This is a genomic window from Affinundibacterium fentianense (assembly GCF_018139545.1).
Classification (GTDB): Bacteria; Pseudomonadota; Gammaproteobacteria; order Burkholderiales; family Burkholderiaceae_D; genus Undibacterium; species Undibacterium fentianense.
The window spans coordinates 306,177-323,620 of record NZ_JAGSPJ010000002.1 but is presented as its reverse complement, the minus strand read 5'-3'; the positions used below and the strand labels follow the sequence as shown (position 1 = coordinate 323,620).

The following is a 17,444-nucleotide window of genomic DNA, read 5'->3' as shown; positions in this document are numbered from 1 at the left end:
AAAGAGTGGCAAGTGATATAATTAAAGGCTTTCGATTCAAGGTCTTAGGTTGTTTTCATTCTTTTTTTACAGTCACATTGGCAAAGGCTGTTCATCATAAGAATGTGTTGTTTAGGTGAGCATATGCTCCTCCGAGTAACCCAAAACACCGACGCTCAGAAAAGTTAAGTTTGAATGGTGGAGACCCCAACTGCGCGGTGACGCGTATTGAGGTGTTCGAATCCGATTCATTTGACTTTGCCCTGCCGCTTCGGATGGTTTGTTTCAATGGCTAGTGCAATGAAGAAACCCGCGAAAAAACTGACTTCCGTAGTGACAAAGAGTTCGACAAAAACGGCCCCCAAAATACCAGCAAAGGCAGTAGGTAAATCGACTGATAAAACAAGTGCCAAGGTCGTTGCAAAGTCTTCGACAAAGGCGATAACGGCGCCTTCCACTAAGCTTGGAACAAAATCAACGAAGACTGCAACTAAGGTCTCAACAAAAGCTGTATCTAAGCCAAGCGTTAAACCGAGCACGAAGAGTGGCTCTAAGAGTGTTTCTAAGCCGTCCATCAAGACTGCAGTGAAATCTCCGACAAAGTCAGGAGCGCAGGCTCTTGCGAAAGTGAGTGCTAAGCCAACTCCAACAAAAGCGGCTGCGAAAACTGTAAAGTCAACTGTAAAGTCCACTCCAAAGAATATAGGAAAGTCGGTTCCCAATGTGGCATCTAAGGTCACTGCAAAAGTGAAGTCAACACCTCAGAAATCGGTAGCTAAGCCAAACTTGACCGCGAAAACGCCATTGAATTCTAAGAAGCCGTTGCCATTGAAATCAAAATCAGAAACGAGTTTGGCGAGTCAGTCAAAAGTTGCTGCAAAAAAAGTCCTTGCGAAAGACGTTAAACCGCCTAAAGTAGAACAGAAGCCAGTAAAATTGGCTGAGAGCAAGATTTCTAGTAAAGATTTAAAATCGTCGGTCAGTAAAAAGGAAGTTGAAGTGCCAAAACCACGTGCGACAAAAAATGAACCTCAAGCGGAACCAAAGTTGAGTAAGCAAGTCGATAAAGTTGCAAGTAAACCTGTTACGTCAATTGATACACCGCCAGCCGCAACAAAGAAAGCCTCTGTGATTACAAAAGCATCGAACGCCAGTATTAAAGCCGATACGTCAGATTTAGCTGAAAAAGAAGAAATCAAACCAGCAAGAAAATCGACGAGGGCTGCCAAATCTGAAAAAGCACCAGAAGTACAAGAAATAAAGACGGGTTCTGCGCCGACTGTGAGTCAGACAACGGATGCCGCCTTGCTGGCAAGTATTGATACGTCTAGTTATGTATTGCCAGGCGTGAAAGTGCCCGGTCGTCGTGGCCGTAAGCCTAAAGAATATCAGCCAGAAAACGAAGAAATGGCAGCGCTAAACGCAGTTGAGCGCGCAGAGATGAAAGCCTTGGATAAAGCGAAGGCAAAAGATCGCAAAGCGAAAGAAAAAGCGCTCTTGAAAGACGCATTCTCTGCTGATCCTGAGGCAACTGCGGAGGAATTGGAGCGCCGCCGTCAGCGCTTGAAAACTCTGATCAAGATGGGTAAAGATCGTGGTTACCTAACTTTTGCAGAAATTAATGATCATTTACCAGAGAATGTAGTCGATCCAGAAGCGATTGAAGGCATTATCAGTACCTTCAACGATATGGGGGTGGCCGTTTATGAGCAGGCTCCTGACGCGGAAGCTTTGCTGCTGTCCGATAATGTTGTTACTGTTGCGAGTGATGATGATGAAGTCGAGGCTGCCGCTGAGGCGGCCTTGTCGACGGTAGATTCTGATTTCGGTCGAACGACAGATCCTGTTCGTATGTATATGCGAGAGATGGGAACAGTCGAATTGCTCACGCGTGAAGGTGAGATCGTTATTGCGAAGAAAATTGAAGAAGGTCTGAAGGACATGATTCAAGCGATTTCTGCGTGTCCGACAACAATTGCAGAAATTCTTGCGCAAGCAGAGCGTATTGCGAGCGATGAGATCAAAGTTGACGATATGGTCGATGGCTTAGTCGATCCGAATGCCGAGACCGAGGAAGAAAAAGCACCGGTCGTAGTCGCGGAAAGTGACGAGGACGAAGAGGACGAAGAGGAAGACGACGAAGAGGAAGAGGAAGAAGAAGATACTGCGGCTGTTGCTGCTGGGATCTCTGCTGAACAACTGGAACAGCTTAAACGCGATTCACTCGCAAAATTTGCAACGATCTCGGAAAATTTCGACAAAATGCGTAAAGCCTTTGAAAAAGAAGGCTATAACTCAAAGAACTATATTAAGGCTCAAGAAGCAATATCAAATGAATTGCTTGGTATTCGATTTACCGCCAAAGTGGTAGAGAAGCTCTGCGATACTTTGCGTGGTCAAGTTGATGAAGTGCGTCATGTTGAGAAACAAATTTTAGACGTGGTAGTTAATCGGTGTGGTATGCCACGCTCACATTTCATTAAAGTTTTTCCTGGCAATGAAACTAATTTGGCTTGGATCGATGGTGAAGTGAATGCTGGACATTCGTACAGCGCTGTCTTGGGAAGAAATGTTCCGACGGTTCAACAGTTGCAACAAAAACTGATTGATTTGCAAGCACGTGTTGTTTTGCCATTACCTGATTTACGTGGCATTAATAAGAAGATGTCTGCGGGTGAAATGAAGGCGCGCAAAGCAAAACGTGAAATGACAGAGGCAAATTTGCGTCTGGTCATTTCTATCGCGAAAAAATACACGAATCGCGGTTTGCAATTCTTGGATTTGATTCAAGAAGGAAATATTGGGTTGATGAAGGCTGTCGATAAGTTTGAATATCGTCGTGGATATAAATTCTCAACATACGCAACCTGGTGGATTCGCCAAGCGATTACGCGTTCCATCGCGGATCAAGCCCGTACGATTCGTATTCCCGTGCATATGATTGAAACAATCAACAAAATGAATCGTATTTCTCGTCAAATTTTGCAGGAAACCGGGGCCGAGCCAGATCCAGCGACGCTGGCCATCAAAATGGAAATGCCAGAAGATAAGATTCGGAAAATCATGAAGATCGCGAAAGAACCGATTTCCATGGAAACACCGATTGGTGATGACGATGATTCTCACTTGGGTGACTTTATCGAGGATAACCACACATTGGCTCCGTCGGATGCTGCTCTGCATGCATCCATGCGGAATGTAGTGAAAGACGTACTAGATTCTTTGACTCCACGTGAAGCGAAAGTTTTGCGTATGCGGTTTGGTGTCGAAATGTCGACAGACCACACTTTGGAAGAAGTTGGTAAGCAATTTGATGTGACACGTGAGAGGATTCGTCAAATAGAGGCAAAGGCTTTACGTAAGCTACGTCACCCATCACGCTCTGATAAATTGAAGAGCTTCTTAGAAGGAAATTAAGTCAGTTCGAAGCTAACTTAAAACATCATGCCATGTAAAGAAAGAGCCGCACGAAGTAAAAATCGTGCGGTTTTTTATTTTCCCTATGTGGTTTTGAAAATTTGAGCGTTTCGGCTGAAATGCCGCATCAAATCAAGCATTTCGAGACGCGAAGCCTTGTGTTGAGAGTGTCGTATGTAATACAATTAGCCCTCTTTTTGCTAGGCAGTGGATGCCAAGCAAATTAGGGCCTCTAGCTCATGCTGGTTAGAGCAGCGGACTCATAATCCGTTGGTACCCGGTTCGACTCCGGGGAGGCCCACCAAAATTTATGTATTTTGAAATCAAGCTCTTACAAGAAATTGTAGGAGCTTTTTTTTGTTTGATGTGAGCGCATGGTCGGACACCATTGATATTGCACTCAAAAAGTGATTGCACACAATGTATGGCCAATATTCAAAAATCGTTTGAAACGATAGACGGCGATGCAGGCTGAATTCAATCTGCTAAGAAATCCTATTCAATTTAGGAGTGGCTATTTGATACGAACTGCGCAAGCGCGCAAACCAGCCCTAAGACCAAGTCGTTCGATCGCGTCATTCGGTATTTGTAAAAAATTGTTTTCAATAAATTCGCCAAATGCCAGTGTCGCACAGAATCCTGATCGTTCCATGTTTGCGACCAAGCACGTTTCCCCCGCCATCAATGGCGCTGTGCGCAAATCGACATCAATTGCAGAAACAACGGTATTTAGCATTGCAACGCGCGCTTCAGCGATAGGGCCACCATCAAAAATATCGATGAATGAATCGACGTCAAATCCCTCTGATACTAAAATTTCGAAAGGGACTTCGCCGTCCGGATGCAGTTGTCCCATTGCCCATTGTGCGTCCTCTGCTAGTAGAGAAACATAAATTGGTGAGCGTGGCATCAACTCGGCAATGAAGCTCTTGGAGCGGCCTCTCGTTCGTTGTTCCGCTTCAGGAAATGGCATTTTCAAAAATCGTCCACCGAGTGCATTCCAAAATGGGCTATTCCCAGCTTCGTCACATAGGCCGGGATTTTCTGCACCAATTCTTTGTGCGAAAAGATGAGGAAAATTTCGTATAAACATGAGCCGCCCACGTGAGAGCAATTGTGGAGCAAGGCTATTACCGTATTCTGGTTCGATGTAAAAAGAACTCAATAAGGTATGCCCAGAAAGATCCTCGCAAAGACGTAAGGTATGTTCTCGATTGCTGATCCCAAGCTCATCACTTGCATGCACGGAAAATTCATTCCGGTAGCAGTAGAAGCGACCATTGACACCTGCACTAGTCACGATGCCGCTTGTGCCGACGATTCGGTTTTCGCGCAAGTCCTCTAGCACAAAGTGATAAATTTCATCGCCACGTACAGGTTCATTGCCAGCGAAGGCTTTGAGTGAACGCTCAAGTCGTTCCGCAAGGCGAGCACGACCAGGCTTGAGGGTGTGAATGCCGAAGGTACTGGCTTGCGAGAAACGCTCGATGGTGTCGAGATCATCTAAATTTGCTGGGCGCAACAGATAGTCCATATGATTCATTGGATGTCCTCTTCGGAGTTCTTGGTGTGAATTTGCGGCATGGTGTGGCGTGCGCGTTCTTCGCGCGGAGTGTAACCAAAAAAGTTACGGTAAGTTGTAGAAAAATGAGGGCCGGAAGTAAAGCCACAAGCAAGACCAACTTGCAATATAGATTGCGTTGTTTGTTTCAGTTGGCGACGCGCGTGTTTGAGTCGTAATTCTAGATAGTATCGAGATGGAAAAGTATCTAGGTGCTGTCGAAACAGACGCTCGAGTTGCCTACGGGACACGCCGACTAACTGTGCAATGTCTTCAGCTTGTAATGGTTCTGCCAAATTGGCAGCCATCAATTCTAATGCTTCCTTCAAGCGTGCCGATCCGAGTGCGGGCTGAGCAGATGCCGGTACCGGCTGACGCTCGTCGCTACTACGCAGTCGGTCCACTCCCAAAATTGCGGCGACTTCCGCCGCAAAAGTGCTGCCATGTCGTAATCCCAGCCAATGCAAAAGGAGATCGAGAACAGCAGCACCTGCTCCAGCAGAAATGCGATTTCTGTCGATCTCAAATAGACTAGGCGTGAAGATCGTGGATGGATAGCGTTTCACGGCGTCCGCCAGAATTTGCCAGTGGATTGCAGCTCGGTAGCCTTCTAGAAATCCACATTCTGCGAGAACTTGTGAGCCCGCACCGCAGGCACCAATTATCCAGCCACTATCATTGTAGATTTGATTAAATTGGGATTGAAGGCGTTTGCTTACTATTCCAGTAATACTCTCGTCAACCCGCTCATCTCCAATGATCATTAAGAACCCATTTTGCTGAAGATTGAGTTGTTCAAGAGGCACGGCTGTCAGTGCGATGCCGCATTGCGCTAAAACTTGTGGACCCTCCACAGCATATTGCGTGATTTTATAGAGAACTTCGCCATTTACCTCGTTGGCAGCCGTAAAAACGCTGCGAACTGCACCGAGCGCGAACAGCGAGAATCCGGGAAGCAAAATCAACGAGACAGGAAAGGGCGTTGGCATAGTATTTTCTATTGAACAGCTGGATTTTACATCCTACAACGACATTAAACCGCAGATGTGGTCTACGCGGACAGTAATGAGCCATATCGCAAAGCCTCTTTTCCTGCGACCTTGCTCAAACGCGTTCCTGGTGGCACGTAGCGTCGATTTTCTCTTGCAAAGTAAATGCCATCCACAGGTGCTAGCAATTGTCGTACTTGGCCGCTTACTGGGTCGATTAAATCTATGAGTGGTTCACCAGCTTTTACAGTCTCCCCTAATTCTCGCAGATAGACAACAAGTCCAGATGTTGGCGCCGTCAGTGGAATGCAACCAGCCAGCGGAGTTGGATCACAGGGAAGTGGCACGGCTCGCGATAATGGGCCTGCGATAATCCCTTGCAAACGTAGGAAATCGAGGATCGCTGTCGCATCCTCTTCAGCCATGACGTGATTCACATCCGAGAAACCACGAAGTTCAACTGTCACCGCGAGACATGCTAAAGGGATGGGGAATTGATTGTCGACCAGTTTCGCAAGATCCCACCATATCCGAGAACAGGCTTCATCGAAAGGGTCATCTCCGGAGTTGGTCTCAAGCAATGCGACTTTTGCATCTAGTAAGCCGGCAAGCGGCGCAGCGCGTTCCCATAAAGGTGTGCCAGTGTAAATGTGTAAAACTGATTCACAGTCGCAATGGAGATCGATAACGACGTCGGCATCTGCGGCAAGGCGCATTAAGGCCAAACGTTGAGCAGACAATTCATCATGAACTGTTTGTTCCGCCAAGCATTGACGAATTGCTGCACGGATTCGTGTCTGATTGATCAGTGGGTCAGCGCAGAGCTGTGATTTCACTCTTGAGAAAACCATCTCTGAAAGATTATGAAAGAGTCGATTAAAATTTTGTCCAGTACGGAGATCAAAGCGTCCTTGACTACTGCCTAGCAAGGTTTGTGCAAGGCCGATCGGATTGGCTGCGGGTACCAAAATCACCTCGCCGAGTAAAAGCCCTTGCTGTTCAATGTGTGCAAGTTGCTCTCGCAGATGATGTGCAACAAGCATGCCGGGGAGCTCGTCTGCATGTAACGATGCTTGAATATATGCCTTGGGCCCTGTTCCCGGTTTGCCAAACCGAATGAATGGTAAAAAGCGTGTTGTACCGATCGAAGGAGAAGGGAGCGTAATTGTGGTCTGTTCCATGGGATCTTTCAGTTTCGAGTCAAAAAATCGACTGCGAGGCTAGCAAGTGCGCGGACGCCAGTAAGGAGGGCGTCTTCATCAGGGTTGAATTGAGGCGAGTGGTTTGGCGCCCAGTCTGCGTCTGCAGTGGCTGGTGGTTTGACACCCAGAAAAAAAAGTAGACTGGGGACTTGCTGCCCGAAATAGGAGAAGTCTTCTGACGTTGTCGTTACTGGAATATCAGTGAGTAAGGCACTTCCTACTACACGTCGCAAGCTAGGTAACATTTTCTCAGTAAGCGCAGGATCATTCCAAGTAACCGGATAACCCGCATCAAATTGGATCTCAGCAATAGCGCCGGAAGCGGAAGCCAGATGCTCGGCTGTACGTTGCACTTGTGTGAGAATTTGTTTGCGCATATTAGGTTCAAAACTGCGAATGGTGCCGCTCATATGCACTTCACTTGGAATAATGTTTGCTCGCTGTCCACCTTGTATTGTGCCAACGGTTATCACGGCTGGCGCTAAACTTAAGTTCGTTTGCCTGCTGACGATTGTTTGTAAGCCCGAAACGATTTGCGCTGCGATTACAATAGGGTCGACACCATTCCATGGCAAGGCTCCGTGGGTTTGACGTCCTTTAACCAAAATATCAAAAGTATCGCTTGACGCCATCAGCCCTCTTGATTTGAGCGAAATTGTTCCTGTCGCTTGCGGTGTGATCCCCACGTGTAAACCAAACATCGCATCAACTTTCGGATTCTCAAGCACACCCGCCTTCACCATTCTTTCTGCGCCATTTGGCTCGTTTGCGACACCTTCCTCGGCTGGCTGAAACACCAATTTCACCGATCCTGAAAGTTGTCCTCGCACCTCAGCGAGAACCCTCGCTGCACCGAGTAACATCGCTACATGCATATCATGACCACAGGCATGCATTAGAGGAAGATCGATCTGTCCATTTTTGGCCTGTTGTTTGATACGTTGTTTGGATGCGAAGGAAAGCCCAGTTTGTTCAAGCACTGGTAAGCCGTCCATATCTGCACGCAAGGCAACGACTGGACCGGGTCGTCCACTGTTAAGAATTCCCACAACACCGGTTCCCGCAATCCCGCGCTGAACTTCATATCCCATGCCACGTAATTCTCTTGCCACGAAATCTGAGGTACGTTGTTCTTGAAAAGCCAATTCTGGATGGGCATGTAAATCGCGCCGCCACTTCACGACATCAGGCAAAGTTTGTGCGGCCGATGCATCTAGCTTTGCATGGTCAAATGACGCCTGTTGGGCAGGTACTTCTGCGCTGAATGTGCAAACGCCAACGCAGAAAATGAGTAGTCCTCGATCGAAAATGTTTCGCATAATCATTACCAAGGCTTAAAGAGTGGGACGGTCATCCGGATTGGGCGGACGTCAAGTCTTGCATCAAACACAGAATAGTCTTTCCCATCGATTCCCGTGCTTTCCCAGGCTCGAGTGTGTTCGTCTCGACGCAATACGAATTCAAACCCTAGATTTGGTGCGGGATCGTCTTTGGCAGTGAGAACGCTGAAGGCGAAACCGGTGACATACTCACGATTTCCATCGACCAATTGTGATAAGGCTCGTTGAATTGCATTTTCACCTAAAATATCGGGGAAATCACGACGTGGGTTTTCTAATTCCGGAATAAAGTCAGGTTGTCTAAACTTAAGCTCACCTTTGCCGAGTTTCTCTTGAAATACACGTGCCTGTCCTTTTTCCAAATCATAATGGTCGCCATTGTCTAAATAAGAAATACGAATATTGCTGACGTTGACCGGTCCAGCGTGTATTGTTGCATTACGTAGATCGATCAAGAGCGCGCCAGTCGCGCCGACGATTTCAACATCGGCACCTCGAATTACGGCCGCAGTATTTTCGTCGATACCCAATCCAATTTTATAACCTTTGGCGAGCATCGCAGAGAGTAGACGGCCGATTCTGCCCCGTTTCAGAAAGTGCTGATCGATAAAAATTTCCTCTCCAGCGAAACCCAGTCCTCGTTCGATTTCTTTGCCTTCTCTGAGCAGACCTTTCATTACCAAAAGCGGATTGAGTGCGTCACGAAACATGACATGACTCATGATTGCAGCACCAGCGCTTGTGCCAGCAATTACCCCACCACGTGCTTGTAACTCTCTTACAGCTTGCAGAACAGGTGAGGCAACGCCTTTGGGGTTGAGTACATCAGCATAGCGTTCTTGCGCACCCCCAGTAAAATACACGCCATTGGCAGCTTGGATTTTCGCAACATTTTCCGGATCAGCGGCCGCACGCTTCGCGGACTCTAGATTCTCCCCGGGCCACTGCGGAGCAATCTTTAATATTTCAACTTGTGCGCCACGACGTCGGAGTTCGTGTGCGGCATTTTCTCCTGATGCAACGGGATTACCTGAGGAAGTGGGGATCACGACAAATTTTGCGCCTTTACCGCCAGCGAGATCAACAACGCGTTGACGCACCTCATCGTTATCCCCTCTCACAGCACCACCCATGGGTATGACAATGCCCGCGATGGGTTGGAATACTGTTTTGTTTGAGGATTTTTCGGCATGCGCGTTGATGCTCGTCATTGCTGTCGCGAGCAGCGTAAAAAAGATAAGAGATTTCAAAATGCTTGCCTTTCCATGAGAACTTGTTGAAGTGGATGGTGCCACCAATCTGGTTTCTTCTGACATTCTTCCTCGTCACTTTGCGCACATTGGTAAATGCATGTCGCTCTGTCGGAAGTTTGCAACAAAGTAAGCAAAATAACATTGCATGGATGCGACACGGGTTTCACAGGGCGCGACGCCAAGTCGGATCAGACGGCCCAATTGAACAAACACTGCATACACTCAAAGCGTTCCATTTAATGCAGGAGCGCCAACAAGAAGGTGCAGTGATTTGAATACATACTGTAATACCAGCATTCACACTAAGAATGAATGCCGCTAATTTCAATTTGATCCAACTTTTATAAGGATTTATCGCATGAAACAAGCTAGCAAGCCCAAGGCGATCGTGTTCCGCCGCTCCCGTTGCACTCATGCAGTGTTGTTTGCACTGAGTGCCCTGAGTTTGAATGTCACTGCGCAAACTTTGCAGCGTGTCGAAGTCACAGGCTCCAGCATTAAACGTATTGAAGGTGAAACTGCGTTGGCTGTGGAAATCATTAAACGTGAAGATATCGACAAAACTGGTGTCACAACTGCGGCAGAATTATTGCAAAAAATTTCATCGAATGTTGGTGGCTTGACAGATGGTGTAAGTGTTAGTGATGTGATGGGGGGGCAACGTGGTTTTAACGGCGCCAATCTGCGTGGACTCGGTGTGTCTAGTACCTTAGTTCTCCTGAACGGTCGTCGGCTCGCAAACTTTGCGAGTCCTGGTGATAACTCAGGCGTCGACCTAAACAGCATTCCTGCTGGTGCGATTCAACGAGTCGAAGTCTTGAAGGACGGCGCATCGGCAATTTATGGTACTGATGCAATGGGTGGTGTGATTAACTTCATTACCCGTAAAGATTATCAAGGTGGCGATATCAACGTCTATGCATTAAAAACCAGCGAAGGCGGCGGTGGTAAGAAGACAGCATCGATTTCAGGCGGCTTTGGTGATTTGGGCAAAGATCGATTCAATGTGTTCGGCGCGCTGGATGTACAAAGGATGGAACGATTAGCCAGCTCGGAACGCAAATTTATGCAGGAATATAGTTTGCCAGACCGTTTATCGCCGCAATTGTCGAGCACATCCTTTCCCGCGAATGTGGATTTGACTTCAGCTCAACTAGCCACATTAAATAGTTCTTCGTATTTATTTGGATCGGGGCCAGGTGGAACATGGTTACCTTCACCAGGTCGCCGTGTGAGCCTAGGTAAAGCGTCATGCGTGAATGGTAGCCCAAATGTCGTTCGGCCTTTAGGACCAGGCGGAACAGAAGGATGTTCATTCAACTATATGGGCGATTCGGAGGTCTATCCAAAGTCTGAGAAGCAAAGTTTCATCGGGCGGGCGACATTCTTAGTTTCTGATGAACACCAAGTTTTCTTTGAGGCTTTACAGTCGAAAGCCGTCACTGCATATGCCGCATCACCTGCTACTTCTGGAAGTATTAATGGAACGACCACGGGAATTTACTTGCCGAAGGATTTGCAGACAAAAACAGGTATTACAACGCCAGTCAATTTCCGCTTTCGTTTAACCGACGCCGGTCGCCGCACTACAGAAGTCACGAGCGAAAGCTCGCGTCTTGTATTGGGTGCAAACGGACGCTTGGGAAGTTGGGAATATGATACGGCATATAACCATAGCGTTAATGAAGCGACCGATTTGGATATCGACGGATGGGTTTCTCGCTCAAAACTACTCGATGGTATTGCGAAGGGCCTCTATAACCCCTTCGTTGCGCCGACGGATGACTCCGGCAAGAAATTCATGAACTCGATCAAAATTTCTGGAGCAGCCCGTATTGCGAAAGGAACCAGTGACAGTTTCGACGGCAAGTTGACACGTTCGTTGATGTCTATGGCAGGTGGGGATGTGATGTTGGCGCTTGGTGCAGAGATGCGCCGTGAAAAAACCGAGTTTTCTTCAACACCAGCGCTAAAGACAAACGATGTTCAGGGTGATCGTTCTAGTTCTGATGAGTTACTTGCTGATTCGTCGAACTCACGTGATATTGCAGGTTTTTATGCAGAGGTCAATGCGCCGTTCACAAAAGAATGGGAAGGACAATTCGCTGTACGTTATGACCATTATAAAGGTGTGAAGGATCCTCTATCGGGCGTCACCACGCAAAATCTAGACACCACGAATCCTAAGTTTGCGTTGAGTTATCGACCCAGTAAAGCCATGTTGGGACGTGCCTCATTTGGTACTGGTTTCAGAGCACCATCGATTTCTGAAATGTTTTTGCCAGTACGATCGGGAACAATCGCTAGCTTTGTGAAAGATCCAGTCTCCGGTGAAATCGCACAGTTTGATTTGGATCGCTATGCTAATCCATTATTGAAACCAGAAAAGTCGAAGCAATTCTCACTCGGTTTGGTGCTAGAACCCAATCAAAATTGGAATGGAAGTATTGATTACTGGATGATTCGTAAGACGGATATTATTTCGGAAATTGGCGAGCAAACTGTTTTTGATAATCCGGTTTATTACAATAATCCAAATATTGTCGTGCGCGATTCTGACGGCTTCGTTTCTTATTTGCAGTTTAAAAAAGAAAATCGTGGCAAGCTAAATACTTCTGGGTTTGATCTGGCGCTGAATTGGCGCGGTGATGCGACTTCGATTGGGCGCTTTAGTGCAAATATTGGCGCAACGTATTTGACTGAGTATAAATTCCAATCCGATCCAAATTCACCACTGACAAATGGTTTAGGTGTGTTTCGTGATGACAAAGCCGTACAAAGATGGCGTCATAAGCTCAATCTTGATTGGGCGCATGGTCCACTCAACTTGACCTTAGGGAACACCTATTTTGCCGGTTATCGTGATCAAAATATTCCAGGCTTAGCCGACCCAGGTTGGAATGATCGTGATGTTGAAGCCTATTCTCTTTGGGATTTGACAGGCAGTTATGCGTTCACTAAAAACTTGAAGTTGCGCGCAGGTGTCATCAATATTTTGGATAAAGCACCACCATTTACAAATCAATCTCGCTATTTCGAAGTGACTTGGGATCCAACCTACGGTGATCCACGTGGACGCTCTATCTTTGTGAATTTGCAGTATAAATTCAATTAAGCTGAATCGCCCCCCAAAGCCCCTCAGCGCCCCACCTAGGTGGGGTTTTTTTATACGAGGAAATGATCATAACTAAACATAGGACCGGTCCCGATGAGTGATCAGCGTAGCAGATTTAAAGTTCCGAATACCCTAATCATCTTGCTCTTTGCAGCCTTGTTGATTGCCATAGTGGTGCCATGGGTATCCGCTGGATACTTTGAAAAGGGTTTGCCAATTTCGCTTCAGTCTTTTCGAGTTGCGGAACACAATATCAGTATTTCCATGTTTGCTAGTGGTAAAGAGATTGGTTTTTTAAATGCGCCTTTTGAAGGTATGACCTCAGGTAGTAGAAGCGGCTCTGCGATTGGAGTAATTGCATTTATTCTGTTAGTCGGTGGTGCATTTGGCGTGATCAATGCGACCGGAGCTGTTGATCGTGGCTTGCTACGTTTAATGGTGATCACAGGAAATCATCCACGTTTGCTACTGGGGACCTTATTTGCTGCTTTTGCTGCCGGTGGCGCCGTATTCGGAATGGGGGAGGAAACGATTGCTTTTCTAGCTTTGTTATTGCCACTGATTTTACGGCTTGGATACCCACCTGAAGTTGGTGTGATGATTACCTACGTTGCGAGCCAAATTGGATTTGGCACATCTTGGATGAATCCGTTTGGTGTGGCGTTGGCGCAAGGTATTGCGAACGTACCACTCTTGTCTGGCGCACCTTTACGTATCGCGATGTTTTTAGTTTTTGTAAGTGCGGGGATTGCATTTACTTTGTGGTATGCACAGCGCCATCGCAAACAAGCAGAAGCCAGTATTGATGGACAAATCGTGGTACCGATCGAGACATCTCCGCTTGCATTTGCGGATCGCTTGATACTCGGTGGAATCGTTGGCACCATCATTTGGATAGTGTGGGGAGTTGTCGCAGCAGGCTACTTCATTCCGGAAATTGCAACTCAGTTTGTGACGCTTTGTTTTTTTTCTGCGATTGTGGCGATTTTGGCGAAACGTCTTACCGCCGATGCAGCTGCGGAAGCCTTTGTTGGCGGTGCGCAGCAATTAGTGTCTGCCGTGATGGTCATTTCATTGGCAAAAGGTATCGAATATTTATTGGGCGGTGCGAATCCTCACGTCCCTTCGGTGCTCAATACCTTTTTGCATAGCATGGGCAGTATGTTGGAAACTTGGCCGCCGTTATGGGCGGCCCAAGGGATGCTGGCAGTACAAACCGCGTTCACTTTTGTTATCCACTCGGGTAGCGCCCAAGCCGCGATCAACATGCCCTTGATGTCTGGCTTATCTGATTTGGTCGGTGTGACACGCCAGACCGCGGTTTTGGCTTATCAGTTGGGAAACGCAATGGCAAATATGAGTGTACCAACGGGTGCCATATTGATGGCAAGTCTCGGTGTTGCAGGCGTTCCTTGGACACGCTGGTTTGGTATTATTTGGCGTTTTCAATTGCTGATTCTGTTGATGTCTATGGCGATGGTGGCGATCGCAGTGATGATAGGCTATACCTGAGGAGGTTCAAATGAATCAAGATTTTTTGCATTGTTCAGTGCCGGATTCGCCAGCAGTTGCGGCGCAAGTCCCCGTGTTGGAGCGGATTGAACTGATCACGGTACGTTTACCTTTTGTGAAGCCTTTTGCTACTAGCGTCCACACCTGGGCCGACAAAGAAGCACTCTTGTTACGACTTGAATCGAATGGTGTCGTGGCTTGGGGAGAGTGTGTCGCCGATCCTGATCCATTTTATGCGAGCGAGACAACCGAAACCGTGCGACACATTTTTAAAAAATTTCTGTTGCCCTTGCTAACCCCAGGGCAAAGCTTGGGGACCTTACTTCAAGCTTGGAGCAGAGTGCGGGGCCATGGAATGGCAAAGGCAATGGTAGAAAATGCATTGCTTGACTTGATCGCCAAGCAGCAAGGTCGTCCTTTACACGATTTACTTGGATTGCGTGCGCGGAGAATTCAGTCAGGGATTAGTCTAGGTATACAAGAGTCGATTCCGGCATTGCTTGAGTCCGTCGCGGAAGCGATGCAACGCCCATACCATCGCGTCAAGCTGAAGATTATGCAGGGAAAGGATGTTGAATGGGTCAGCGCCGTCCGCCAAGCTTATCCAAATTTGACTTTGATGGCCGACGCTAATGGCGATTACCGGCTTGAGCATGCGGCGCATTTGCGTAAACTTGATGCATACAATCTGACCATGATAGAACAGCCTTTGTCGTACAGCGATATCGTTCAACATGCCGCGTTGCAAAGACAACTGTTGACGCCATTGTGCCTTGATGAGTCGATTCATGATCTTGATGATGCCCGTTCTGCTTTAGCCTTGAGCGCAGCTCGTGTGATTAATATTAAACAGGGTAGAGTGGGTGGGATGATCGAATCATTGCGCATCGCAGCCTTATGCCAACATGCTGGAGTTGATGTTTGGTCTGGAGGCATGGATGAGACTGGAATTGGTCGAGCCTTCAATTTGCATTTGCAGACCGCAGTAGGCTTCACTTTGCCTGGCGATACATCGGAAACATCACGCTACTTCAGCGAAGACATCGTCGAGCCGGCGGTTATTCTGTGTGATGATGGATTTATCGAAATTCCCGATGGTGCAGGGATAGGCGTCACCGTTTTGGAAGAGAAGGTTCAGCGTTTTTGTGTGGCACGTGAATTAATTTTTTAAGATTTCTTGGAAAGTGGCAGGCTAGAAAGAAACCTCTTCTCCACTTTCCAAATCTTACTCTATTACTAATTTTTGGAGAGACATAGGTAAGCCAATTTATTTGTTAAGATAGCAATGTTACTGTGTTGGTCAGCGTGATGTGACAGGGTGAAAACGCAAGTGCCAGTGGGTCAAATGCTGAATTGATCTCAGTAACACGCCTATTTTATTGATACATGTAAGTGTTGATTTGCCTGTTTATTAGGCAAAATTCCATCTTGAGCGAGGATCAAAAATGGTTCTCAGCATGCATGGTGTTATAATGCATGCCTATTTGAATTTCTTCCACGCCTTGACTTTTTGCTGACGCAACATCACCGATGCACGTGATGCCGTGTTGGATTCACGGAAGGCACACTATGCAAATCATGACCGACACCCCCTTAAAGACTGCGCCTGAAACAGTAGCTGAATTGGCTGCGGACACACTTCGTTTTGACTCCTTTGGTTTAGCACCTGAAATTTTGCGTGCGCTGAACGAGCAAGGCTATGTCCATCCCACACCGATTCAAGCGCAAGCAATTCCTGTGGTATTGCAAGGTCGCGATGTCATGGGCGCAGCACAAACTGGTACAGGTAAAACAGCGGGTTTTTCTTTACCGATTATTCAATTATTGATGGCACACGCGAATACGAGTGCATCGCCAGCACGTCATCCAGTAAGAGCCTTAATTTTGACACCGACGCGGGAGTTGGCTGATCAAGTTGCAGAAAATGTAAAAGCTTATTCTCGGCATACGGCCTTGCGTGCGGCCGTCGTTTTTGGCGGAGTTGATATGGCGCCACAAACCGCGATCTTACGAAATGGGGTGGAAATCGTGATCGCGACCCCAGGTCGATTATTGGATCACGTGGCGCAAAAATCAGTGAATTTGTCACAGACACAAATTCTCATTATGGACGAAGCGGATCGCATGCTGGACATGGGCTTCTTGCCTGATTTGCAGAGAATTATTAATTTGTTGCCGAAGCAACGTCAAAATCTGATGTTCTCAGCAACCTTTTCGCCGGAAATAAAGAAATTATCAGCCAGCTTTTTAAACAATCCTGTATCGATTGAAGTCGCGCGCAGTAATGCGACTTCAGAAAATGTCACACAAGTTTTGTATAAAGTAGAGGAAGACGAAAAACGAGATGCGGTCGCATTCATTATCCGTGAGCGAGGCTTAAAGCAAGTGATCGTCTTTTCGAATACGAAAATTGGGGCGTCGCGCGTCGCAGTGCATTTAGTTAAACAAGGTATTAAAGCGACTGCGATTCATGGTGATAAATCACAGCAAGAGCGAATGGCAGCATTGGAAGCCTTTAAACGGGGTGAAGTCGAAATCTTGGTAGCGACAGATGTTGCGGCACGTGGACTCGATATCTCTGAAATGCCATGTGTTATCAATTTTGATTTGCCGTACAACGCTGAAGACTACGTACATAGGATAGGTCGAACAGGACGAGCAGGTGCAAAGGGTGATGCGATCTCATTACATACCGATAAAGATGAGCGCTTGCTTACGGATATTGAAAAACTGATTAAACAAAAGATAGTCCGTTTGCAGTTGGCAGGATTTGTCGCGACTTCTTTACATACAGAAAGGCGTCCATTTTCTAACTCAGAACGAGCAGGAAGGCCGAGCGATCGATCAGAGCGCAATGAACGCCCTATGCGTAGTTATCAACCGCCTCGGGAAAAAATTGATCCGTGGTTTTTAAAACCGTATGAGCCGAGTGCAAATAGTCAAGCAACGACAATAAAACCTGCTGTTAAGCTGTCGGTGGAAGAAGTGAAACCGCAAAAGAAAGCGGCTTTATTGGGCGGCTTAGTCAAGGCAAGCTGAAACGTTCGATACGAAACAAGACAATATTAAAAGTCGA

At 47.0% G+C, this 17,444-nt stretch carries 11 protein-coding genes and 1 tRNA gene; 6 read left to right on the top strand and 6 right to left on the bottom strand.

Translation table 11 applies throughout. From position 1 onward, the window contains the following. Positions 1–227: 227 nt before the first annotated feature. On the bottom strand, positions 228–554 hold the full coding sequence (locus KDM90_RS06180; protein WP_212674724.1) for a hypothetical protein: 327 nt from the start codon (positions 552–554) through the stop codon (positions 228–230). Between the two features lie 619 nt (positions 555–1,173). Between KDM90_RS06180 and rpoD the strand changes: the two genes are divergently transcribed. Then, positions 1,174–3,396 (top strand): RNA polymerase sigma factor RpoD, encoded by a 2,223-nt coding sequence (gene rpoD, locus KDM90_RS06175; protein ID WP_212675024.1) that lies wholly within the window; start codon positions 1,174–1,176, stop codon positions 3,394–3,396. Between the two features lie 226 nt (positions 3,397–3,622). Next, positions 3,623–3,700 (top strand) — tRNA-Ile (locus KDM90_RS06170). A 210-nt stretch (positions 3,701–3,910) separates the two neighbouring features. On the opposite strand, the gene KDM90_RS06165 is transcribed toward KDM90_RS06170, so the two are convergent. From KDM90_RS06165 to KDM90_RS06145, 5 genes are all read right to left on the bottom strand, one after another. Continuing rightward, positions 3,911–4,939, bottom strand: a complete 1,029-nt coding sequence (locus KDM90_RS06165) for an arginine N-succinyltransferase (RefSeq protein ID WP_212674723.1) — start codon at positions 4,937–4,939, stop codon at positions 3,911–3,913. Continuing rightward, positions 4,936–5,946, bottom strand: a complete 1,011-nt coding sequence (locus KDM90_RS06160) for a GlxA family transcriptional regulator (RefSeq protein WP_212674722.1) — start codon at positions 5,944–5,946, stop codon at positions 4,936–4,938. The genes KDM90_RS06165 and KDM90_RS06160 overlap by 4 nt, the downstream gene beginning before the upstream one ends. Before the next feature lie 62 nt (positions 5,947–6,008). Beyond that, a complete protein-coding gene (locus KDM90_RS06155) occupies positions 6,009–7,127 on the bottom strand; it encodes a succinylglutamate desuccinylase/aspartoacylase family protein (protein ID WP_212674721.1) in 1,119 nt (372 codons plus the stop codon). Positions 7,128–7,135: 8 nt separating this feature from the next. Next, entirely contained in the window at positions 7,136–8,467 is a 1,332-nt protein-coding gene (locus KDM90_RS06150; RefSeq protein ID WP_212674720.1) for a M20 metallopeptidase family protein, read from the bottom strand. A gap of 5 nt (positions 8,468–8,472) precedes the next feature. Continuing rightward, positions 8,473–9,804 carry a cyanophycinase gene (locus KDM90_RS06145; protein ID WP_212674719.1) on the bottom strand — a complete coding sequence of 444 codons (1,332 nt, stop codon included), beginning with the start codon at positions 9,802–9,804 and terminating at the stop codon, positions 8,473–8,475. A gap of 295 nt (positions 9,805–10,099) precedes the next feature. Here KDM90_RS06145 and KDM90_RS06140 point away from each other — a divergent pair, with 295 nt between their 5' ends. The 4 genes from KDM90_RS06140 (at position 10,100) to KDM90_RS06125 (ending at position 17,407) form a co-directional block, all read left to right on the top strand. Beyond that, the gene (locus KDM90_RS06140; protein WP_212674718.1) at positions 10,100–12,856 is read left to right on the top strand and encodes a TonB-dependent receptor; all 2,757 of its coding nucleotides are present in this window, start codon (positions 10,100–10,102) and stop codon (positions 12,854–12,856) included. 93 nt (positions 12,857–12,949) lie between these two features. Beyond that, positions 12,950–14,368, top strand: a complete 1,419-nt coding sequence (locus KDM90_RS06135) for a transporter permease (RefSeq protein WP_212674717.1) — start codon at positions 12,950–12,952, stop codon at positions 14,366–14,368. Positions 14,369–14,378: 10 nt separating this feature from the next. Then, a complete protein-coding gene (menC, locus tag KDM90_RS06130; RefSeq protein ID WP_212674716.1) occupies positions 14,379–15,539 on the top strand; it encodes an o-succinylbenzoate synthase in 1,161 nt (386 codons plus the stop codon). Between the two features lie 407 nt (positions 15,540–15,946). Further along, a complete protein-coding gene (locus KDM90_RS06125; RefSeq protein WP_212675023.1) occupies positions 15,947–17,407 on the top strand; it encodes a DEAD/DEAH box helicase in 1,461 nt (486 codons plus the stop codon). The last annotated feature ends 37 nt before the right edge of the window (positions 17,408–17,444 follow it).

What these genes read in the sequence shown, in the direction of transcription:
- KDM90_RS06180 (WP_212674724.1), bottom strand. Translation starts at nt 554, where the DNA reads ATGGACGGCTTAGAAACACTCTTAGAGCCACTCTTCGTGCTCGGTTTA.
- KDM90_RS06165 (WP_212674723.1), bottom strand. Translation starts at nt 4,939, where the DNA reads ATGAATCATATGGACTATCTGTTGCGCCCAGCAAATTTAGATGATCTC.
- KDM90_RS06160 (WP_212674722.1), bottom strand. Translation starts at nt 5,946, where the DNA reads ATGCCAACGCCCTTTCCTGTCTCGTTGATTTTGCTTCCCGGATTCTCG.
- KDM90_RS06155 (WP_212674721.1), bottom strand. Translation starts at nt 7,127, where the DNA reads ATGGAACAGACCACAATTACGCTCCCTTCTCCTTCGATCGGTACAACA.
- KDM90_RS06150 (WP_212674720.1), bottom strand. Translation starts at nt 8,467, where the DNA reads ATGCGAAACATTTTCGATCGAGGACTACTCATTTTCTGCGTTGGCGTT.
- KDM90_RS06145 (WP_212674719.1), bottom strand. Translation starts at nt 9,804, where the DNA reads ATGTCAGAAGAAACCAGATTGGTGGCACCATCCACTTCAACAAGTTCT.
- KDM90_RS06140 (WP_212674718.1), top strand. Translation starts at nt 10,100, where the DNA reads ATGAAACAAGCTAGCAAGCCCAAGGCGATCGTGTTCCGCCGCTCCCGT.
- KDM90_RS06135 (WP_212674717.1), top strand. Translation starts at nt 12,950, where the DNA reads ATGAGTGATCAGCGTAGCAGATTTAAAGTTCCGAATACCCTAATCATC.
- menC (WP_212674716.1), top strand. Translation starts at nt 14,379, where the DNA reads ATGAATCAAGATTTTTTGCATTGTTCAGTGCCGGATTCGCCAGCAGTT.
- KDM90_RS06125 (WP_212675023.1), top strand. Translation starts at nt 15,947, where the DNA reads ATGACCGACACCCCCTTAAAGACTGCGCCTGAAACAGTAGCTGAATTG.